The organism is Bradyrhizobium sp. BTAi1 (genome assembly GCF_000015165.1).
Lineage (GTDB): Bacteria > Pseudomonadota > Alphaproteobacteria > Rhizobiales > Xanthobacteraceae > Bradyrhizobium > Bradyrhizobium denitrificans.
Genome location: NC_009485.1, coordinates 6,903,070 through 6,923,638, shown reverse-complemented (window position 1 = coordinate 6,923,638; position 20,569 = coordinate 6,903,070). Strand labels below are relative to the sequence as shown.

Here is a 20,569-nt window from a genome sequence, read left to right as displayed (position 1 = left end):
AGCAGGATGCCGATCACGTCATCATGGCCTCACCGGGCGATCATGAGCCCCGCCGATGCCCGGCAGGCCCATCCGCGAGCTCGATGACGGCCCGCTGCCGGATCAGATGACGCATTTGCGACAAGCGGCCGCTCGCGAGGTCCAGCCTGACAATTGATGCGATCAGGTGATGGCGAACGGTTCGACGAGGAGGTCGTGGGAGCTCGGTTTGATGAAGCCGAAAAAAGGACGTGCGGAGCTCACCGATGGCCACCAAGCGCGTTGGCGATCAGCAGTTCGGCCTCGAGGCGAGGGCCGGAGCCCAGTCATGAACAAAGCGAGAGCGAGGCCGGGGGAGGTAGGAGGTTTGCGGTTGACTTGCCGACACGCGGCCTGACCGCGCGCGAACAACATGGACGGGCTGAACCAAAGCCGACGAGGATGGGTGTCCGGCAACGAATGCCATCCTCAGTAAACATCATCCTCAGCAAACAAGATTTGTCGGGATGAGCCGCTCAGCTCCGAATGCCCACCCGCGCCGGTCTAGCCGCGCCGCCTCTCGCCCTGTGCTGGGCCTTACCGTTTGGTCTTCTTGGTCTTCTTGGGTGCTTTCGGCTTGTCGCTCAGCTGATCGATTTCGTTCAGTTTGTCCTGGATCTCCTTGAGTTGCGTGTTGAGGACTTTCCTCAACTCCGCCTTTTGCTTCTCGCTCAAAAGTTTGGGGTCTAGGTATTTGAGGGCCATTGCAATTCCCTTTGAACTGATTCTAGCCAAATGAACCCCGGGACGTTGCTTGCTGGCGAGAAAAGAATCAAGACGAGATTGACTGATCTGCGTTGGATGGCCGGGCATCATCGGCCGTTGAAGTTTGGGCGCGATATCGCGTCGGGCCTTTGCGAACGGACGCTGCTGCAAGCTGTCTTTGCTGGCGCGGCCAGGGTGTTCTGTCCCGCCATGATCGTCGATGGCGACAGGGGCGTCCAACACCAAACGCGGATGTTGTCAGTACATCGGCGGTGGTCATGGGCTGCATCAGAAATGGAGGTGCAGCGCATCGAAATCCGACCGGTCGACGATGCAGGCATGGGGGCGCATTGTCGGAGAGACCGATCCGGCAAGCCAAAGGATCGCTGCCGCGCTGTGCGTCGGTGGCCGCGTGTCACGGAGGCTCTCTGTCGGGTCCCGCTATGACTGGTGGCCTCTGGACGGGGAGCGCCGATCGCATCAAGAACGAACAAAGAACGAGGGGCAGGCGGATGATGCCGCCGCGATCGCCCGACCTGCAAATGGAGGTCGGGCGGTCGCGGCCGCTGTGATATGGTCGAGGTGCCCTGGCTGGGCAGCGGCTCGGCACCGCTCCTCAGCGTGTGTGCTGTTCTGCTCAGTCTTTGAGCGCGCGGAGTGGGAATCTATCAGCTCGATCTGAGCTGGTGACGTGGCAACACGGCTGTAGTTGCCGGGTCGCGGCGGGCGAGCCGGGGCGCGGCGACTTTCGCTGAGTGAATTATATAAGTGTCTGGAGCGAGATGTCCTTCCGGCCACCGAGCCATCGCGTTGCCGTGAAGGCATGGTGTCGGGCAGGGGCGTGCTGTCCCCTCATGGTCGCGCCAGGCGGGCCAAAAGCTCTGTGATCGGCCCGAAATCCAAGACCTTGACGGCATGATCCGATAGGATGGCGTAACCTGCCTAGTGTTGCCAAATGCATCCAAGATCAAGTGCGGCGCGCAGACTGTCCACTAGCGATGAAGTCTGGTCCGAGACAGAAACAGTTCTGAACTTTTGCATAATGTACTTGCGGTGCTATCTTTTGGTGTCCGATCATACGGCCGCACGGATTGGTAATGGCTGAGGAAGAACCAAGCGTTGAAGTCCAGAGCGGTCTGAAAAACTGGCTCGAGAGTATTGGCCTTGGCCAATATGTCGGCCTGTTCGAGCGGCAGTGCATCGACCTGGATGTCGTTGCCGATCTCACCGAATCCGATCTGGCACAACTTGGCCTGCCCATCGGGGACCGCCGGCGACTCCAGCGCGCGATCGCGGCTCTCGACAACGGCGCCGGCAGCACTCTTGTGGTCAATGGCCGTAGAGCCTCCGGCGTCACGTCCGGCGCTGAACGGCGGCAGCTGACCGTGATGTTCTGCGACCTCGTGGGGTCGACGTCGCTTTCGGAACGGTTCGATCCCGAAGATGTCCGCGACATCATCGCCGCCTACCGCGAGACCTGTGTCGCCGTGTTGGGACGTTATGAGGGGTTCGTCGCCCGCTACATCGGAGACGGCATTCTCGTCTATTTCGGCTACCCGAATGCGCATGAGGACGATGCCGAGCGCGGCGTTCGCGCCGGGCTCGAGATCGTGCGCGCGATTTCAGCGCAGTCCGAGGAGCCGAACCGCGTCTTCACGGGAGCGCTTGCCGTCCGGATCGGGATTGCGACCGGCCCGGTCGTCGTCGGCGATCTGATCGGCAAGGGCACCGAGGAGCGCGATTCCGCGGTCGGGGAAACGCCCAACCTCGCCGCCCGATTGCAGGGACTGGCGCCGCCCAACGGCGTCATCATCGCCTCGTCGACCAAGTCTCTCGTGAATGCAAGGTTTCACTATGAAAGCCTCGGTGGGCATCTGCTCAAGGGGATCTCGGAGCGAATCCAGGCTTGGAAAGTGGTCGGCCCGTCGCGCGTAGAGAGCCGGTTCGCTGCGGCGGTCGGAGCCAAGCTGACGCCGCTCGTGAACCGTGAGGAAGAAATCGCGCTGCTGCTCATGCGCTGGCAGGAGGCCAGAAGGGGCGGTGGTCAGGTCGTCATATTGTCGGGCGAAGCGGGAATCGGAAAATCGCGCATCGTCCAGGAGTTGCGGGAGCAGATCGCCGGCGAGCCGCATGGGCAGGTCTCGTTTCAGTGCTCTCCCTATTACACCAGCACGGCGCTCTATCCTTTCGCTGAGCACCTGAAGCTTGCGATCGGACTCGATCACGACGATTCGTCGGAGAACGTCCTGACCCGGCTCGAAGCGGCAATCCTCGCTTGCGGTACTGAGGCGGTTCGGGTGACCCCGTTGCTTGCGGCCTTATTGTCGATCCCTACGCATCATCGCTACCCGCCCCTCGTGCTCTCTCCCCAGCAGCAGCGAGACGCGACGGTCGGTGCGCTGGCGGACTACTTTATCGGGCTGGCCCGTGACAAGCCGCTGTTGGTTGTCCTCGAAGATGCGCATTGGATCGATCCGACGTCTCATGAAGCGCTCGAGCTGCTCGCCGATCGCATTCAGAACGAACCCGTTCTGATCGTCATCACATCCCGGCCCGAGTTTCAGCCGGCTTGGACCGCGCATTCCCACATTACGACATTGACGCTCAACCGGCTCAGTCTGCAGCTGCGGACGATCCTGGTGGAGCGGGTCGCCGGTCCGAAGACGCTGCCAAAGGAGCTCGTCGACGAAATCATCGTCAAGACCGACGGGGTCCCGCTGTTCGTCGAGGAGCTGACAAAGGCGGTGCTGGAGTCGAGTGCCGAGGGCGAGAAGGACGGGCAGCAGCTCGCTTCCGGTGCGTTTCGTCAGCTCGCCATTCCCGCCACGCTGACCGACTCCCTGATGGCCCGGCTCGATCGCATGGGGCCGTTCAAGCGCGTCGCGCAAATCGGCGCAACAATCGGCCGGGAGTTCTCATACAGCATCATCCGCGCCGTGGCGGATCTGGCCGAGGAGCAGCTCAACGCCGCGCTGGTTCACCTCGAAGGTGCCGGTCTGATCGTGCGCCGGGCCCAGGCGCCGGACTCGGTCTACCTCTTCAAGCATGTGATGATTCAGAATGCGGCCCATTCGAGCCTGTTGCACAGCGAGAAGAAGAAGCTTCACGCGAAGATCGCGGTCGTTCTTGCCGAGATGTACCCGGAGCGTTCCGAGCGCGAACCCGAGCTTCTGGCCTATCACTTCACGGAATCGGGGCAGAGCGAGGTCGCGGTCGGTCTGTGGTTGAAGGCCGGCAGGCAGGCTGCGAAGGCCGGCGCCAATCTTGAAGCGATCGGCCACCTTCGACGCGGTCTCGAAGTGGTGCGGAGCAGTCCGCAGATGCAGGAGCGCGACGACTCCGAGCTCGCTCTGCGCGTGGCGTTGGGAGCGGCCTTGATCGCAGGCAAGGGCTATTCGGTGCAGGAGGTCGAGGACAATTATACAAGGGCGCTCGCGCTTGGTCAGCAGTGCAACGACAAGCCCACCATCTTCGCCTCGATGCGCGGCCTCTGGGTCTATCATTTCATTCGCGCCAATTTGGCGAGAGCTGACAATCTGAGTGGCGATCTGCTGGCCTTCGCGACGCGCACGGACCCGGACGAGACCGCGGAGGAAGCTCTTGAGAAGACGGGTTATCTGATCGAGGCCCAACGAGCGACCGCGCAAACCATGCTCTACCAAGGTCGGTTCGCCGAAGCGCGACATCACGTCGACCAGGGCATTCGTCTCTATGACGCCAATCTGCATAATCACCTGGCCGAGATCCACGCGATCGATCCCGGCATCGTCCTGTTGGCCTATCGCGGATATGTCGAGTGGTTTCTCGGTCGCCCGGAGACGGCGCGCCGCGCCATCGAGCAGGCGATCTCCTATGCGGAGCAGAAGCGGCATCCATTCTCGCTCGCGTTTGCGTGGGAGTTCGGCGCCTATCTGTGCCAGCACCTCAAGGACGTCCAAGGAACGATGGACTATGCCAAGAGGGCCCTGGTGGTCTCGTCCGAACACGGATTTCTGCATTGGAGGCACCAGGCGACCATCCTGCAGGGCTGGGCGCTCGCTCAATTCGGTCAGATCGATGAGGGATTGAACCTCATACGCTCGGGCCTTGATGCCTATAAGGCGACAGGTTCCTGGCTTGCGACATCATGGTTCGAGAGTATGCTCGCGAGTGCGTATTTTGGCGCCGGCCGTCCAGACGCTGCATTGAGGGCCTTGGATGATGCGCTCTCAATCGCGAAGCGGAACGAAGAGAGATTTTTCCTCGCCGAGGTCTATCGTCTGCAAGGCGAGATTACCCAGACCCTCGATAGCCCGACGGCGTTGCAGGATGCGGAGGATTGTTACGCGCTCGCGCTCGATATCGCCCGCAAGCAGAACGCGGTGGCGTGGGAGCTCCGAACCGCCGTGAGCCAGGCGATGCTTTGGCGCGACATCGGCAAGCATCAGCTGGCGCTCGACTTGCTCGCGCCGATCGTCGGCAAGATCGACGAAGGAGTCAGCACCGCCGACGTCACAAAGGCGTCGACATTGCTGGCCGAGCTGAGGTCGATGTGATCAGGAGACCGGCTCGATGAGCGATGTTGCGGCGGCCCGCCGGCGTTACGCCGATGAAATTGCGCGCAACGAGAAGATCACATCGCCGCGCTTGGTGCAGGCCTTGGCCACCGTTCCCCGCGAGCGCTTCCTGGACCAGGGACCGTGGCGCATCCGGAGCGGCACGGTGCGCGACTATTGGAGCACGCAAAGCGCGGATCCGATCCATCTGTATTCGGATGTGCTCGTCGCCATCGATGAGAGCCGCCAGCTCGATACGGGGCTGCCGAGCCTGTGGGCGCATGTGTTCGACGTGCTCGACATCAAGGAAGGCGAGCGCGTCGTGCAGATCGGATGTGGGCTGGGCTACTACGCGGCGATCTTGTCCGAGCTGGTCGGCAGGCGTGGAACGGTCATTGCGATCGACTGTGAAGAGGCGTTCGTCGCGCGCGCCGAAGCCAATCTGCGCGATTGGCGAAATGTCGAGGTCGTGCATGGCGACGGGTTCGAGGCGATACCCGGGCCGGCCGATGTCGTCGTCGTCCACGCCGGGTTCGGCTATCCACATCAATCGTGGATCGATTCGCTCGGACGGACCGGTCGTCTTCTGGTGCCGTTGACGGGGCCGGACAGGCAGGGGCGGGTGGTCAAGATCGCACGGTCGCCAGGCGGATATCGAGCAGATACGATCTGCGGGATCGAGATCTTTCCGTGCGCAGGGCGCGGCGATCCGGACGGCGACGCGCAGTTGACAGCGTGGTGGGCGCAGGCCTCCGCTCTCTCGCCGCTGTTTTGTCGTGACATTGAACGCGGCTTACCCTCGCAGGTTTCGACAACGCCGCTCCGGAGAAAGACCCGCAGATCGTCGTGAGCGACTGGTGGATTACGCCGGGATCGCTCGCCGAGAAGGGGCTTTGATCCACAGGCGATTGCGGTTCACCGCTGTTTTCTGAGGCGATATTCGAGCTTGGCACGACTCATTCCGAGCGCGCGTGCCGCAGCTGAGACGTTGCCGTCGGCCGCGGCGAGCGCTCTCGCATAGAGCGCCTGCTCCGCGTGGCGGAGCGCCTCCACCTCCGATCCTGGCGACGACGGTTGACGCCGCCCTGCGTCGGCTGCGGAATCGGGAGCCTGCTCGACGCGTCCCATATCCGTCAGCCGCAATGCCGATGACAGGCGCTCATTGCCGATGAACAGATGATGCTGGTCGATCTGGCGCTCGTCATCGGCGAAGATGACACCGCGTTCGACGAGGTTCTGCAATTCACGGATATTGCCTGGAAAGCCGTAGCCGAGCAACGCGTCGGTCGCAGCCCTGGTGAAGCCGAGGACCTTGCGCCCGTGTTTCGCGTTGAACAGCCGCAGGAAATGCGACATCAGCAGCGGAATGTCGTCGCGACGCTCGCGCAGCGGCGGAATCAGGATCGGAAACACGCTGAGCCGGAAATACAGATCCTGGCGGAAGCGTCCGGCCTGAACCTCCTCGGACAAATCCACGTTCGCCGCGGCCACGACGCGCACATTGACCGGGATCGTCTTGCCTCCGCCGACCCGCTCGATCTTGCGCTCCTGCAATGCGCGCAGCAGCTTGCCTTGCGCGGAATAGGCAAGCGAGGAGATCTCGTCGAGAAACAGCGTGCCGCCCGAGGCGCGCTCGAAATAGCCGGGCCGGGACGCGATTGCGCCGGTGAAGGCGCCGCGTTCGACGCCGAACAATTCCGATTCCACCAGCGTTTCGGGGATTGCCGCACAGTTGATCGGGATGAAGGGGCCGCTTCGCCGGGCGCTCATGTCGTGGAGCTGGTTCGCAAACAGCTCCTTGCCGACGCCGGATTCGCCGATGACGAGCACCGTGGCGTCGGTCGGCGCCACCTTTTCCATCATCAGCCGTGTGCGCAGAAAGCCTGTCGACACGCCTACGGCGACGCCGCCGTCCATTGCTGGCGCCGGCCGACTTGCCCGGGACGGAACTCGGGGTGGCGCCGGTGATCGACGGCGTGCGCGCCACTCGAGTCCGAGATATTCGCGCTCCGGAGCGTCCTTGCCCCACGCCTCCGCCTCCCGCCCGATTACAAGGCAGCGCGGCGCACCCATTCCGGCACATTCCATCTCGCGAAAGATGACGGTGCGGCCGAGCAGCTTGGACGTGTAGCCCGAGGGATAGCCGGTCTGCATCCAGCACACCGGCTCGGACGCCAGTCCGTAGCCCGCAACATGCTCGGCGGCCTCGGAGGAATCGTCCCAGTGGAATTCGCCGTAATAGGTGCCCTTGGTCCGGTCGAACTCGAAATGCTTCGTCGTCACCTTGACGAAGCCTTCCAGTGTATGAACGCGGGGGCCTGCAGCGAGCGCGCGGGTCAGGTCGTCCTGCGGAAATCGTTGGCTGATCAGTTCGGCGTCGCGGACGCCTTGCATGAAGCCCACCCGCATGAAGATAGCGCGCGCCGTTTCGAAGCCGAACGCATCGATGATCTCGGCGCGAAGGCGTCCGAGCACCAGCGACTGCATCAGCACCATGCGTTGATCGTTCAGCCAGATGCGACCATCCCCGAGTGCAAAATGCAGCACCTCGGTCAGGTCCCGCAGCGTCGGACTGGCGCCATCTTCAAGCGCGCGGCTGGTGCCTCGGTCCGGCCGTTGCCCCTGTTGTTGAGCGGCTTCCGCGAGTGAGATCTTCCGATCCTGACGTCTTCCCGCCATCTAAAGTTTCATCATTTTCTTAACCAACCAACTCCGGATTCATGTTTTCATGAATCCACAGCGGAGGCAACCAGGCCCTCCTGTCCGCGAAAGCGTGCCGGGAAGCCTTTGAAGATAAGAAAAGAATTTCGGTTTTGACGACGTGCGCCACAACGTCCCGGCGGCCTGGCACGGTCCTTGCGAACTACGTTTTGCGATCTGCGACGACAGCGGACGCGGGAGGAAGTCAGAGGCTCGGGCCTGGCGATGGCACCGGCGCGGCGTCGAACCGACGTTGTGCCTGGTTGAACAGCTCCGTCCTCTCCGTTCTCGCGTGCCCCATGATCGTTCGCGAGCTAACGGAGGATGGGACGTTGAGCATTCAGACTGACACCTTTCTTGATGCGGGCCGCTGGGAAGGCCGGGCGTTCTTTGCCGACTGGGCCGGGACATCCGCGGGCGTCATCGACGTCCGCGATCCGGCAACGGACGCCGTGATCGCCATGGTCGGCGTCGGCGGCGCGGACGACATTGCCCGCGCGGCGCAGCAGGCGCGCGCCGCCCAGCCGGCCTGGGCCAGGACGCTGCCCGCCGAGCGAGCCCGTATTCTCAACAAGGCCGCGGACCTGCTGGAGGCCAACAGCGCTGAACTCATTCCTTGGATCATGCGCGAATCCGGCTCGATCCAGCCCAAGGCCGGGATCGAGATCGAGCACGGCGCGCTGTTCATTCGTCATGCGGCGACGCTGGCGACGCAGCCCATGGGGGTGATGCTGCCGGCCATGGACGGCCGCAGCAATCATGCGCGGCGTGTGCCGCATGGCGTGGTCGGCGTCATCTCTCCCTTCAACTTCCCTCTGGTGCTGTCGGTGCGCGCGATCGCGGCCGCGCTCGCATGCGGCAACGCGGTGCTGCACAAGCCGGATCCGCGCACGCCCATCGCCGGCGGCATCATCATCGCCCGCATCTTCGAAGATGCGGGACTTCCGAAAGGCGTGCTGCAGGTCGTGCCTGGCGGGGCCGAGGCCGGCGAGGCGATGTGCAGGGATCCGAACATCGCCATGATCTCCTTCACGGGCTCGGCCGTTGCCGGCGCGAAAGTCGGTGAAGTGGCAGGACGTCATCTCAAGAAGGTGCAGCTCGAACTGGGCGGCAAGAATGCGCTGATCGTGCTCGATGACGCCGACCTGGATATCGCCGCGTCGAACGCCGCCTGGGGAGCCTTCTTGCACCAGGGACAGATCTGCATGGCGACGGGCCTCATCCTCGCCCATCACAGCGTGGCGGATGCGTTGACGGAGCGGCTGGTCACCAAGGCGGCGCACCTGCCCGTCGGTGACCCGTCCACGGGACAGGTCGCGCTTGGTCCCATCATCAGCGACAATCAGGTCGCGTCGATCCAGAAGATCGTTGACGATGCCGTTGCCAAGGGAGCGAAGCTGCTGGCCGGCGGCACCCATCAGGGACGGTTCTACGCGGCGACCGTGCTGGCAGGCGTGAAGCCGGGCATGCTGGCCTTCGAGGAGGAGATCTTCGGTCCGGTCGCGTGCGTCGTCTCGTTCTCCTCCGACGCGGAGGCCGTCGCACTCGCCAACGCATCCGACTACGGGCTGGCAGCGGGCGTGATCTCGTCGGATCTCGGGCGCGCCATGGCGATTGGCGAGCAGCTCAATGTGGGCCAGCTCCATATCAATGATCAGACGGTCAATGGTGGTCCGTTTGCGCCCTTCGGCGGACGTGGCAAGTCCGGCAATGGCAGTCGGATCGGCGGGCCGGCCGACATCGAGGAATTCACTCAGTGGCAGTGGATTTCCACCAAGGCGCAGGCCTCAGCCTATCCATTCTGACCTTGAACGATCAACTGCCGGTCCGGGGCGTTCCGGACCGGCTGGCGAGACGTGTCCCGTTTCCTGTCTTGGAGTCCATCATGCAGATCAAAGCCGCCGTCGCCCGCGTTCAGGGCGCTCCCCTGAGCATCGAAGCGCTCGACATCGAAGATCCCCGCGACAACGAAATTCTCGTCAAGGTCGTGGCCACCGGGGTGTGCCACACCGACCTGGTCGTCCGCGACGGCATGTTGCCGACGCCGCTGCCCGTGGTGCTCGGCCATGAAGGCGCCGGCATCGTGACCAAGGTCGGCCGCGCGATTTCCAAGGTCGATGTCGGTGATCACGTCGTCATGACCTTCAACTCCTGCGGCCGCTGCCCGAGCTGTCAGGACCATCATGTGAGCTATTGCCACGAGTTCTTTCCGCGCAACTTCTTTGCTGCCCGTGCCGATGGCACGAGTGCCCTTTCCAAGCAGGGCGAGCGCATCAACGGCAACTTCTTCGGCCAGTCGTCGTTCGCCTGCCACGCCATCTGTCACGAGGCCAATGTGGTGAAGGTCGATGCGAAGTTCGATCTGGAATTGCTGGGGCCGCTGGCATGCGGCATCCAGACCGGCGCCGGGGCCGTGATGAACGCGCTGAAGATCTCGGCCGGAAAATCCTTTGCCGTGTTCGGGGCGGGCTCAGTCGGCCTGTCGGCACTGATGGCGGCACGGGTGGTGGGTGCAGCGACGATCGTCGCTGTCGATACCAATGATGATCGCCTGGCCATGGCCCGCGAGCTCGGCGCCACCCACACCATCAATCCGACCAGGGTCGACGCCACCGAAGAGATCACGAAGATCACCGGCTATGGCGTCAACTTCGCGCTGGATACGACCGGCATCGCTGCAGTCATTCGCGGAGCTGTGATGAGCCTCGCTCCGATGGGCACGTGCGGCATTCTCGGCGCTTCGGCGATGGGAACTGAAATCACGCTCGACGAGGTGCACTTCATGAGCGGCGGTCGCCGCCTGATGGGCATCGTGGAAGGTGAGAGCGTGCCTGAGGTCTTCATCCCGATGCTGGCGGAGCTGAACGCGCAAGGACGCTTCCCGTTCGACCGGCTGGTGAAGTTCTACAGCCTCGACCAGATCAACGAGGCCATTCACGACTCCGAGACGGGCAGGACCATCAAGCCGATCGTGCGCATGAGCTGATCGGATCGTCGTCTTCGGCGCGGTGCCATCGGGCTCGGCTGCAGACCATCGCGTGAATGGCGAGCTGACGACTACGTCATCCACGCTGCTGCCGGGCCGGCGATTACAACACCATGACCCATTCAGGAGAATAGATTGCTCATCGTTGTCTTCGTTGCCGCCGTTGCGGGGATTTTGCTTGCCATCGCGTTTCTTAATTTCATTGTCCCCGAATTCACCGCCAGACAGCTCCTCGCATTGCGTTTGCGGATCATGGGATTTGCCGACAAGCGGCTGAGCATACGCGGAATCAACATCGCATATTGGGAGGCCGGCAGCGGGGAGCCGCTCGTTCTGCTTCACGGAATGGGCGTCGACCGCGGCACGCTTCTGGACGTCGCCGGCAAGCTGACGGGGCATTACCGCGTCATCCTTCCGGATCTCCCAGGGTTTGGCGACAGCGACAAGCCGGAGCGGGCCGACTACGGCATCTCGGCTCAGGTCGACAATCTCCGCGAGATCATCAAGGCCCTTGGCCTGCATCGGGTGCATCTCGGCGGCCACTCCATGGGAGGCTGGATCAGTGCCGGGTTCGCCGCATCCAGCCCTGAGATGGTCGAGAGCCTGTGGCTGATCTCCGCCGCGGGAACGTCTGAGCTCGATCACTCTCTGCCGATGGAGGCGTTCAGGCGCGGTGAATATGTCCTCTGTTGCCGCTCGCCGTCGGAGCTGCGTGGTGTCATGCACCTCGCGATGTTCAAGCTGCCGAGGCTTCCGTATTGTGTCTGGCAGGCCCTGGGGCGCCGCGCCGCGGCGAATTATGCGCTCCACACGCGCATCTTTGCCCGGATCATGCAGGACATCTCCGGCTACAATCTCGAAGAGCGGCTTCCCAAGATCACGGCGCCGACCCTCATCGTGTTCGGGGATTCCGATCGGCTTGTTCCGCCGTCCGTGCTGCGGACGTTCAAGCGGCTGATCCCCAACTCGCGTTCGATCCTGCTGAAGAATGTCGGGCATGTCCCGCAGATGGAGGCGGTCGACCGCTGCGCGAGCGACTATCTGGCCTTCCGGCAATCGCAGGAGGCGACTGGACGCTGAAGGCTCCGGAGACCTCGTCAGCCGCCGCCGGTTCCGCCGCACCCGGGTGGGGTGGCGGACGATCACGTCTGAAGCGCGCTTGTTGAGGACGCCGGCCGCGAGCCCCTGCAAGGTTCACATGGGCTGGATAAAGGCTTAGTGTCGCAGCGATTGCTGACGTCTCGAGCCGAGGAACGGTGAATAGCCCCGACGACAAGCCACCCGATACGTCCGGACGTGCGGCTGCATTCTTGTCGTTGGTCGGAGAACGGGTGCGGAAGGCGCGGGAACGCCGCGGCATCTCCCGGAACAAGCTGGCCGAATTGTCGCGCGTGTCGCTGCGCTACCTCGCTCAGCTCGAGAGCGGAAGCGGCAACATCTCGATTGCGCTGTTGTGGCGGATCTCCGAAGCGCTCGATCACCGCATGGAATGGCTGGTGGGATCCGACGATCCCTGGACCTCCGAGGTGGTCCGCTGCGCCGAGCTGTTCCGCGAGGCCAAGCGCGAGCAGCGTCGGCAGGTGATGCGGATCCTCGATCCGAGCCAGCCGGCGCAGCTGCGGCAGAAGCGGCTATGCCTGATCGGTCTGCGCGGCGCCGGCAAGACGACATTGGGGAAGCGGCTGGGCCAGGCGCTGGCACTGCCCTTCGTCGAGCTGAACAGGGAGATCGAGGAGGTCAGCGGCATCCCCGTCAACGAGGTCCTGGCGCTGTATGGCCAGGAGGGATATCGCCATCTGGAGCGGCGCGCGCTCGAGCGTGTCGTGGCGACCGCCGACGAGGTCGTGCTGGCGGTGGCCGGCGGCATCGTGGCGGAGCCCGAGACCTTCGCCTTCCTGCTGCGGCACTTCCATACGATCTGGCTGAAGGCCCGCGCCGACGAGCACATGGAGCGGGTCCGCGCCCAGGGCGATCTGCGTCCGATGAGCGGCAATCCGCAGGCGATGGACGAGCTGAAGTCGATCCTCGCAAGCCGCGAGGAGCTTTACGCGCAGGCGGAGCTCATGGTGGATACCAGCGGCCGGACCCCGGACGAAACCACGCGCGATCTGGTCGACAGCATCGCCAAGCTCGGCATCGTCTAATCATGCTGCGTTTCCACAGACACGCGTGATCTAGCGCTCCGCGGCCGCCTCGCATACCGGCCCGTTCGCGCCCGCTGCCGCGATGCGATTGCGGGCCACATAGGGGCAGCCGGCGGTGCAATAATTGCGGACCATCCGGAGCAGCGCCTGCACCGAGTCCCCGACGCGGGCGCCCGACGTATCGAGCGAGGCGCGGGCCCGCGCGTACAGGGCCTCGCGGCTCTTCAGGATGGTGACGAGCTCGCTCATCGCGCTGCTGTCGTCGGCCATCGGCCGGACATCGCCCTGCGCACGGACCCGCTCCATGTGCTCGGTCGGGCTGGCCTTGATCCAGATACAGAAGTACTCGGCGAGCAGGCGCTCGAAGGTGACCGGATCCGACACGATGCCGCCGCCCACGGCGAGCACCATGGGCCCGGGCTCCGCGACGATGCGCGCCAGCGCGGCCTGCTCGAACCGGCGATAGGCGTCCTGGCCGTAGAGCGAGAACACCTCGCTGACGGAGAAGCCGGCGTCCCGCTCGATTTCGCGGTTGAGCTCGACAAAGCGCCAGCCGAGCTGCTCGGCCAGCAATCGTCCGAGCGTCGATTTGCCGGCGCCGCGCAGCCCGATCAGCGCGACGCGATCGACCTGGATGTTGGCAGTCTGGGTCGGCCGATCGAGCGGGCGGCCCGTCAGCAGCGCCTTGACGTCGTCGATCACGACCGGCGGCGCCTGCATCAGCAGTTCGCGGATCAGCACCCAATCCTTCGGCCGGCCGGCGGGATCGGCAACGAGATCCTCGAGCTGGACGCCGGCGACCTCGGCGAGCCGGCGCAGCAGCATGATCGAGACATTGCCCTGGCCACTTTCGAGCTGGGCGATGTAGCGCTCTGACACGCCGGAGGTCTGGGCCAGCACCTTGCGGGACATCCCTCGCACCGCGCGCATCGTGCGCACGCGCGCGCCGAGCTCGCTGAGGAACCGATCGGGGACCGCCTCGCCTGCCACGGGGAAGCTGTCCTGGCGCTGGTCCTGCGGCGGCGCCGAGCGGCGCTGAAGGGGTCTGATCCTGCTCATAAAAATGCATAATAATACACACTCGAAAGCTCGTCGACTAAAACCTCAGCGCTATTCTGCATATTTCTGCAGATTAGAACTAGACAATGCAAAATAATGCACTATAAGAGCGACCCAGACATGCAAAATCATGCAGGGGAAACGGCCATGGCTGGCGCACCGCGGAAGCTCGCAAACGGAAAAGCGTTCATCGATTTCCAGACGGAACCGTCGCGCTACCGCCACTGGAAGCTGTCGGTCCAAGGCGAGACCGCGACGCTCGCGATGGATGTCGACGAGAATGCCGGGCTGTTCGAGGGCTATCAGCTCAAGCTGAACTCCTACGATCTCGGCGTCGACATCGAGCTTGCCGACGCGTTGATGCGGCTCCGCTTCGAGCATCCCAACGTCAAGGTCGTGCTGCTGCGCTCGGCCAAAGACCGCGTGTTCTGCGCGGGCGCCAACATCCGCATGCTGGCCGGTTCGGAACATCCGCACAAGGTCAACTTCTGCAAGTTCACCAATGAGACGCGCAACGCGATGGAGGATGCGAGCCAATATTCCGGCCAGCGCTTCGTCACGGTGGTGAACGGCACGGCCGCCGGCGGCGGCTACGAGCTGGCGCTGGCGACCGACCACATCATGATGGTCGATGATGGCTCCACCGCGGTGTCGCTGCCCGAAGTGCCGTTGCTCGCCGTGCTGCCGGGCACCGGAGGCCTGACGCGCGTTGTCGACAAGCGGATGGTGCGCCGCGACCACGCCGACGTGTTCTGCACCATCGAAGAGGGGATCAAGGGGCGCCGCGCCGTGCAATGGCGCCTGATCGACGAACTGGTGCCTCCGTCGAAGCTCGAAGAGCGTGTCAAGGCGACGGCGTCCGATCTGGCGACCAAGTCGCCGCGCAGCGGTCCCGCCGAGGGCGTGAAGCTCACGCAGCTCGATCGCAAATTCCGCGCCGACGGCATCGACTACGGCTTCGTCCGGCTCGACATCGAGGCGGCGCAGCGGCTCGCCACCATCACGGTGCGTGTGGCCGAGGCGGCGTCAGCCAAGTCCGCCGCGGAGATCGTGGCGCTCGGAGCTGCGTTCTGGCCGTTGCAATGCGCCCGCGAGCTCGACGACGCCATTCTTCACTTGCGCAACAATGCCTATGAGATCGGAACGGTCATCTTCAAGACCGAGGGCGATCCCGAGGTCGCCCGCGCCTATGATGATCTGCTCGAAGCGCATCGCGACAATTGGTTCGTGCACGAGATCCGCCATTACTGGAAGCGCGTCCTGAAGCGCATCGATGTGACCTCGCGGACCCTGGTGGCGCTGATCGAGCCCGGCTCCTGCTTCGTCGGCACGCTCGCCGAGCTCGCTTTCGCCGCTGACCGCAGCTACATGCTGCTCGGCCAGTTCCAGGGCGACAATCGCCCGGCAGCGACGATCGAGCTGACGCGCGCCAATTTCGGCGCCTATCCGATGTCGCATGGCCTCACCCGCTTGCAGTCGCGCTTCCTGGCCACGCCCGACAAGCCGGCGCAGCTCGAAGCCAAAATCGCAACGGCGCTGGACGCCGACGAGGCCGAGGCGCTGGGGCTCGTCACCTTCGCATTGGACGACATCGACTGGGCGGACGAGGTGCGCGTGTTCCTCGAAGAGCGCGCGAGCTTCTCGCCCGATGCGATGACCGGTCTCGAAGCCAATCTGCGCTTCGCCGGGCCCGAGACGATGGAGTCCAAGATCTTCGCGCGGCTCACCGCCTGGCAGAACTGGATCTTCCAGCGGCCTAATGCGGTCGGCGAGGAGGGCGCGCTGGCGCGCTACGGCACCGGGCAACGCCCGACCTACGATCTGAGGCGCGTCTGACGCGCGCGGTTTGACAATATCGGAGAGGGAGAGGACCCATGCTGGACACCATGAATGTCGACTACTCGACGCGGATTCCCAACAATGTCGGGCTCGCCGAGGACCGCACGGTGCTGCGCGCGCTCGAAGGCTGGCACCCCGGCTACATCGACTGGTGGAAGGACATGGGACCGATCGGCTTCCAGGAGTCGCGGGTCTATCTCCGCACCGCCGTCTCCGTCGATCCGAAGGGATGGGCCAAGTTCGATTACGTCAAGATGCCGGAATATCGCTGGGGCGTGCTGCTCGCGCCGCAGGAGGAAGGCCGCAAGGTGAATTTCGGCAAGCACAAGGGCGAGCCCGCCTGGCAGGACGTTCCGGGTGAATACCGCGCGATGCTGCGCCGCCTGATCGTGATCCAGGGCGACACCGAGCCGGCCTCGGTCGAGCAGCAGCGCCATCTCGGCGCCACCGCGCCGTCGCTCTACGACATGCGCAACCTGTTCCAGGTCAATGTCGAGGAGGGCCGCCACCTCTGGGCCATGGTCTATCTGCTGCACAAATATTTCGGCCGCGACGGCCGCGACGAGGCGGACGAGCTGCTGCGCCGTCGCTCGGGCGATGCGGATTCGCCGCGCATGCTCGGCGCCTTCAACGAGGCGACGCCGGACTGGCTGTCGTTCTTCATGTTCACCTTCTTCACCGACCGCGACGGCAAGATGCAGCTCGAAAGCCTGGCGCAGTCCGGCTTCGATCCGCTGTCGCGGACCTGCCGCTTCATGCTGACAGAGGAAGCGCACCACATGTTCGTCGGCGAGACCGGCGTCGGCCGCACCCTGCAGCGCACTTGCGAGGCGATGAAGGCGGCCGGCATCGAGGATCCCTATGCGATCGAGAAGATCCGCGCGCTCGGGGTCATCGACCTGCCGACGATCCAGAAGAAGCTCAACCTGCATTATTCGCTCACGCTCGATCTGTTCGGTGCGGAGATCTCGACCAATTCGGCCAATTTCTACAATGCCGGCCTGAAGGGACGCTTCCAGGAGACCAAGATCGACGACGACCACGAGCTCACCAACGCGACCTATCCGGTGCTCAAGCTGGTCGACGGCCAGATCGTCAAGGTCGACGAGCCTGCGCTGACCGCATTGAACATGCGGCTGCGTGACGACTATTCGGAGGATTGCGCGCGCGGCGTCGAGCGCTGGAACAAGATCATCGAGAAGGAAGGCATCAAGTTCCGCCTCGACCTGCCGCATGTCGCGTTCCACCGCAAGATCGGCGAATTCCGCAACGTCAACGTGTCGCCGAAGGGCATCATCCTGTCCGATTCCGACTGGGCCAAGGTCCGCGATCAATACCTGCCGTCGCTGGCCGACGGCGAGTACATCACCTCGCTGATGAAGCCCTGCTTCGAGCCCGGCCGCTATGCGAGCTGGATCGCCGCGCCGAAGGTCGGCATCGACAACAAGCCCGGCGATTTCGAATACGTCCAGATCGCCGCCTGATCTCGCGACATCAGGCCGTCCCACCTTCCGTGGGACGGCCGCCTTTTCCCTGCGGTGTGAGCCATGAACGCGCCCCTCAAGCAGCACCTGATCGACCCGGAAATCTGCATCCGCTGCAATACGTGCGAGGAGACCTGTCCGGAGGATGCGATCACGCATGACAACAACAACTATGTTGTCGATGCGACCAAGTGCAATTTCTGCATGGATTGCATTCAGCCCTGTCCGACCGGATCGATCGACAATTGGCGGATCGTGGCACAGGCCTATTCGATCGACGATCAGTACTCCTGGAACGAGTTGCCGAAACAGGCGGAGCTCGCGTCGGGCGCGGAGGGCGAGGCGGTCGATGCCGAGGTGCTGGCGCTGATCGATGCCGCCCATACCGGCGCCGGCGGCAAGTCCGTCGCACCGGCTTCGGCGGCCAAGCCCGCGATCAACCTCTACAACCGCGACGCCGCGGCGGTCGCCACCGTCACCGGCAACTACCGGCTGACGCACGACGAATCCGATGTCGACGTTCATCACGTCATCCTCGATTTCGCCGACCAGCCGTTTCCGGTGCTGGAGGGCCAGTCGATCGGCATCGTGCCGCCGGGCCTCGACGCCGACGGCAAGCCGCATCGGATCCGGCTCTACTCGATCGCAAGCCCGCGCCACGGCGAGCGGCCCAACACCAACAACCTCGCGCTCACGGTCAAGCGCGAGCCGAATGGTGTATGCTCGAACTACATCTGTGATCTGAAGAAGGGCGACAAGGTGCAGGTCACCGGCCCGTTCGGCGCCACCTTCCTGATGCCGAACGATCCGGCGGCCAACATCATCATGATCTGCACCGGCACCGGGTCGGCACCGTTCCGCGGCTTCACCGAATGGCGGCGGCGGGCGATGCCCGGCGCCTCCGGCCGCATGATGCTGTTCTTCGGCGCGCGAAGGCCGCAGGACCTGCCTTATTTCGGGCCGCTGCAGAAGGTGCCGGAGAGTCTGCTCCGCAAGCATTTCGCCTATTCGCGCGTGCCGGGCGAGAAGAAGGTCTATGTGCAGGATCTTCTGCGGCGCGAGGAGGCGGCCGTCTCGGGCCTGCTGGCGTCCGCCGCCACCCATATCTATGTCTGCGGCCTCAAGGGCATGGAGCAGGGGGTCGATGCGGCGCTCGACGACATCTGCCGCGGCTCCGAACTGCGCTGGCATGAGCTGCGCAGCCAGATGCGCGCCGAGGGGCGCTATCACGTCGAAACCTATTAGTAACCGCCGGCAAGAGCGGGGATCGCAAGCGGCAAAGTCGCCGCCTCAGGGGGAGGAACATGGATCAGATCTCGGAGAAGTCCTCGCCGCACGTGCCGGTGCCGCCGGAGGCATTCAATTTTTCCGCGCATCTCTTGGCGCTGAACAGCAGCCGCGGAACGAAGGCGGCGTTCGTCGACAACCGCGGGACGTTGAGCTACGGCGATCTGGAGGATCGCGTCCGCCGCATCGCCTCCGCCTTGCGCGATCTCGGCATCAAGCGCGAGGAACGCGTGCTGCTGGCGATGCAGGACTGCACCGACTGGCCGGCGGCGTTTCTGGGCGCGATCTATGCCGGCATCGTGCCGGTCGCAGTCAATACGCTGCTGACCGCGGACGACTACGCCTACATGCTCGAACATTCGCGCGCCCAGGCCGTGCTGACCAGCGGCGATGTCTTGCCGGCGATCAAGGGGGCTTTGACCAAGAGTGATCACGAGGTCCGCAAGGTGATCGTGTCGCATCCGATCGCCTCGCTCGATTTCGGCGAGATCGCGCTTGAAACCGTGGTCGAAACCCACGCGCCGATGGCGCGTCCCGCCCGCACGCATTGCGATGATCCGGCGTTCTGGCTGTACTCCTCGGGCTCGACCGGGCGCCCGAAAGGCACGGTGCATTCGCACGCCAACCCGTATTTCACCGCCGAGCTCTACGGCAAGGCGGTGCTCGATCTGACCGAGACCGACATCTGCTTCTCCGCGGCCAAGCTGTTCTTCGCCTATGGTCTCGGCAATGCGCTGACTTTCCCGATGTCGGTCGGCGCCACCACGCTGCTGATGCCCGACCGCGCTTCGCCGGACGAGGTGTTCAAGCGCTGGACCGGCGCGGTCGGCGGCTTCAAGCCGACCGTGTTCTATGGCGCGCCCACCGGGTTCGCCGGCATGCTGGCGTCACCGGCGCTGCCGTCACGCGAGCAGGTGGCGCTGCGGCTGGTGTCTTCGGCGGGCGAGGCGCTTCCGGCCGAGATCGGCAAGCGCTTCAAGGCGCATTTCGGCGTCGACATCGTCGACGGCATCGGCTCGACCGAGATGCTGCACATCTTCATCTCGAACCGCCCCGATGACGTTCGTTACGGCACCACCGGCTGGCCGGTGCCGGGCTATGATATCGAGCTGCGCGGCGACGATGGCGGGGCGGTGCCGGATGGCGAGCCCGGCGATCTGTATATCCGCGGTCCGTCGGCAGCGATGATGTACTGGGGCAACCGCGCCAAGACGCGCGAGACCTTCCAGGGCGGCTGGACCAAGAGCGGCGACAAATATGTGCGCAACGCCGACGGGACCTACACCTATTCCGGGCGCAGCGACGACATGCTCAAGGTCTCCGGCATCTATGTCAGCCCGTTCGAGGTCGAGGCGACGCTGGTCCAGCATCCCGCGATCCTCGAGGCGGCCGTGATCGGCGTGCCCGATGCCGAAGGCTTGACAAAGACCAAGGCGTTCGTGGTGCTCAAGCACGGCGCGACCACCAACGACGCCGAGCTCAAGGCGTTCGTCAAGGATCGGCTGGCGCCGTATAAATATCCCCGCATGATCGAATATGTCGACGAGCTGCCGAAGACCGCCACCGGAAAAATCCAGCGCTTCAAGCTGCGCGCGTTGGAGCAGCAAGCCGCAGGCTGAGGTTTCGAGCCCGCAGGGCGCAACGGACTGTCGGCGGGTCCCGATCGACCGGCGGCGGTCCGATTTGCTGATGAGGTTCAGCGATCAGGCCAGACCCGTGCGCTTCGGCTTGATCAGAGCCGACTTGATCGCGACGAGGATCCAATCCTCGTCACCGGACGAGAGCCAACGGCCAGGCGACCGAAACTGTTTC

The 20,569-nt window shown here is 64.1% G+C and carries 13 protein-coding genes; 10 read left to right on the top strand and 3 right to left on the bottom strand.

The annotated features are described in order from the left end of the window. Nucleotides 1–555: 555 nt before the first annotated feature. Entirely contained in the window at nucleotides 556–963 is a 408-nt protein-coding gene (locus tag BBTA_RS40370) for a hypothetical protein (protein WP_148221539.1), read from the bottom strand. Nucleotides 964–1,820: 857 nt separating this feature from the next. Between BBTA_RS40370 and BBTA_RS31155 the strand changes: the two genes are divergently transcribed. Together BBTA_RS31155 and BBTA_RS31150 are read left to right on the top strand one after the other, a co-directional pair. Continuing rightward, on the top strand, nucleotides 1,821–5,258 hold the full coding sequence (locus tag BBTA_RS31155; protein ID WP_041751001.1) for an AAA family ATPase: 3,438 nt from the start codon (nucleotides 1,821–1,823) through the stop codon (nucleotides 5,256–5,258). A gap of 16 nt (nucleotides 5,259–5,274) precedes the next feature. Beyond that, nucleotides 5,275–6,108: a protein-L-isoaspartate O-methyltransferase gene (locus BBTA_RS31150; RefSeq protein WP_012046486.1), complete on the top strand. Its 834-nt coding sequence runs from the start codon at nucleotides 5,275–5,277 to the stop codon at nucleotides 6,106–6,108. A 65-nt stretch (nucleotides 6,109–6,173) separates the two neighbouring features. Here BBTA_RS31150 and BBTA_RS31145 read toward each other — a convergent pair whose 3' ends face one another. After that, nucleotides 6,174–7,937, bottom strand: a complete 1,764-nt coding sequence (locus BBTA_RS31145; RefSeq protein ID WP_012046485.1) for a sigma-54-dependent Fis family transcriptional regulator — start codon at nucleotides 7,935–7,937, stop codon at nucleotides 6,174–6,176. Between the two features lie 353 nt (nucleotides 7,938–8,290). On the opposite strand from BBTA_RS31145, the gene BBTA_RS31140 reads away from it, so the two are divergent. The 4 genes from BBTA_RS31140 to BBTA_RS31125 all read left to right on the top strand — a co-directional run bounded on the left by BBTA_RS31140 (nucleotide 8,291) and on the right by BBTA_RS31125 (nucleotide 13,088). Beyond that, on the top strand, nucleotides 8,291–9,763 hold the full coding sequence (locus BBTA_RS31140) for a benzaldehyde dehydrogenase (RefSeq protein WP_012046484.1): 1,473 nt from the start codon (nucleotides 8,291–8,293) through the stop codon (nucleotides 9,761–9,763). Between the two features lie 80 nt (nucleotides 9,764–9,843). Beyond that, nucleotides 9,844–10,944 carry an NAD(P)-dependent alcohol dehydrogenase gene (locus BBTA_RS31135; protein ID WP_012046483.1) on the top strand — a complete coding sequence of 367 codons (1,101 nt, stop codon included), beginning with the start codon at nucleotides 9,844–9,846 and terminating at the stop codon, nucleotides 10,942–10,944. A 135-nt stretch (nucleotides 10,945–11,079) separates the two neighbouring features. Continuing rightward, complete coding sequence (locus tag BBTA_RS31130; RefSeq protein WP_041751000.1) at nucleotides 11,080–12,024, top strand: alpha/beta fold hydrolase; 945 nt, start codon at nucleotides 11,080–11,082, stop codon at nucleotides 12,022–12,024. A 176-nt stretch (nucleotides 12,025–12,200) separates the two neighbouring features. Continuing rightward, nucleotides 12,201–13,088, top strand: coding sequence for a helix-turn-helix transcriptional regulator (locus tag BBTA_RS31125; protein ID WP_063719767.1), 888 nt, complete (start codon nucleotides 12,201–12,203; stop codon nucleotides 13,086–13,088). Between the two features lie 30 nt (nucleotides 13,089–13,118). On the opposite strand, the gene BBTA_RS31120 is transcribed toward BBTA_RS31125, so the two are convergent. Continuing rightward, on the bottom strand, nucleotides 13,119–14,147 hold the full coding sequence (locus BBTA_RS31120; protein WP_012046480.1) for a helix-turn-helix transcriptional regulator: 1,029 nt from the start codon (nucleotides 14,145–14,147) through the stop codon (nucleotides 13,119–13,121). A 147-nt stretch (nucleotides 14,148–14,294) separates the two neighbouring features. On the opposite strand from BBTA_RS31120, the gene boxC reads away from it, so the two are divergent. From boxC to BBTA_RS31100, 4 genes are all read left to right on the top strand, one after another. Continuing rightward, nucleotides 14,295–15,983, top strand: a complete 1,689-nt coding sequence (gene boxC / locus BBTA_RS31115) for a 2,3-epoxybenzoyl-CoA dihydrolase (protein ID WP_012046479.1) — start codon at nucleotides 14,295–14,297, stop codon at nucleotides 15,981–15,983. A gap of 50 nt (nucleotides 15,984–16,033) precedes the next feature. Next, nucleotides 16,034–17,470 (top strand): benzoyl-CoA 2,3-epoxidase subunit BoxB, encoded by a 1,437-nt coding sequence (gene boxB, locus BBTA_RS31110; RefSeq protein WP_041751700.1) that lies wholly within the window; start codon nucleotides 16,034–16,036, stop codon nucleotides 17,468–17,470. A 63-nt stretch (nucleotides 17,471–17,533) separates the two neighbouring features. After that, nucleotides 17,534–18,715: a benzoyl-CoA 2,3-epoxidase subunit BoxA gene (gene boxA / locus BBTA_RS31105; RefSeq protein ID WP_012046477.1), complete on the top strand. Its 1,182-nt coding sequence runs from the start codon at nucleotides 17,534–17,536 to the stop codon at nucleotides 18,713–18,715. Nucleotides 18,716–18,774: 59 nt separating this feature from the next. After that, the gene (locus BBTA_RS31100; RefSeq protein ID WP_012046476.1) at nucleotides 18,775–20,376 is read left to right on the top strand and encodes a benzoate-CoA ligase family protein; all 1,602 of its coding nucleotides are present in this window, start codon (nucleotides 18,775–18,777) and stop codon (nucleotides 20,374–20,376) included. The last annotated feature ends 193 nt before the right edge of the window (nucleotides 20,377–20,569 follow it).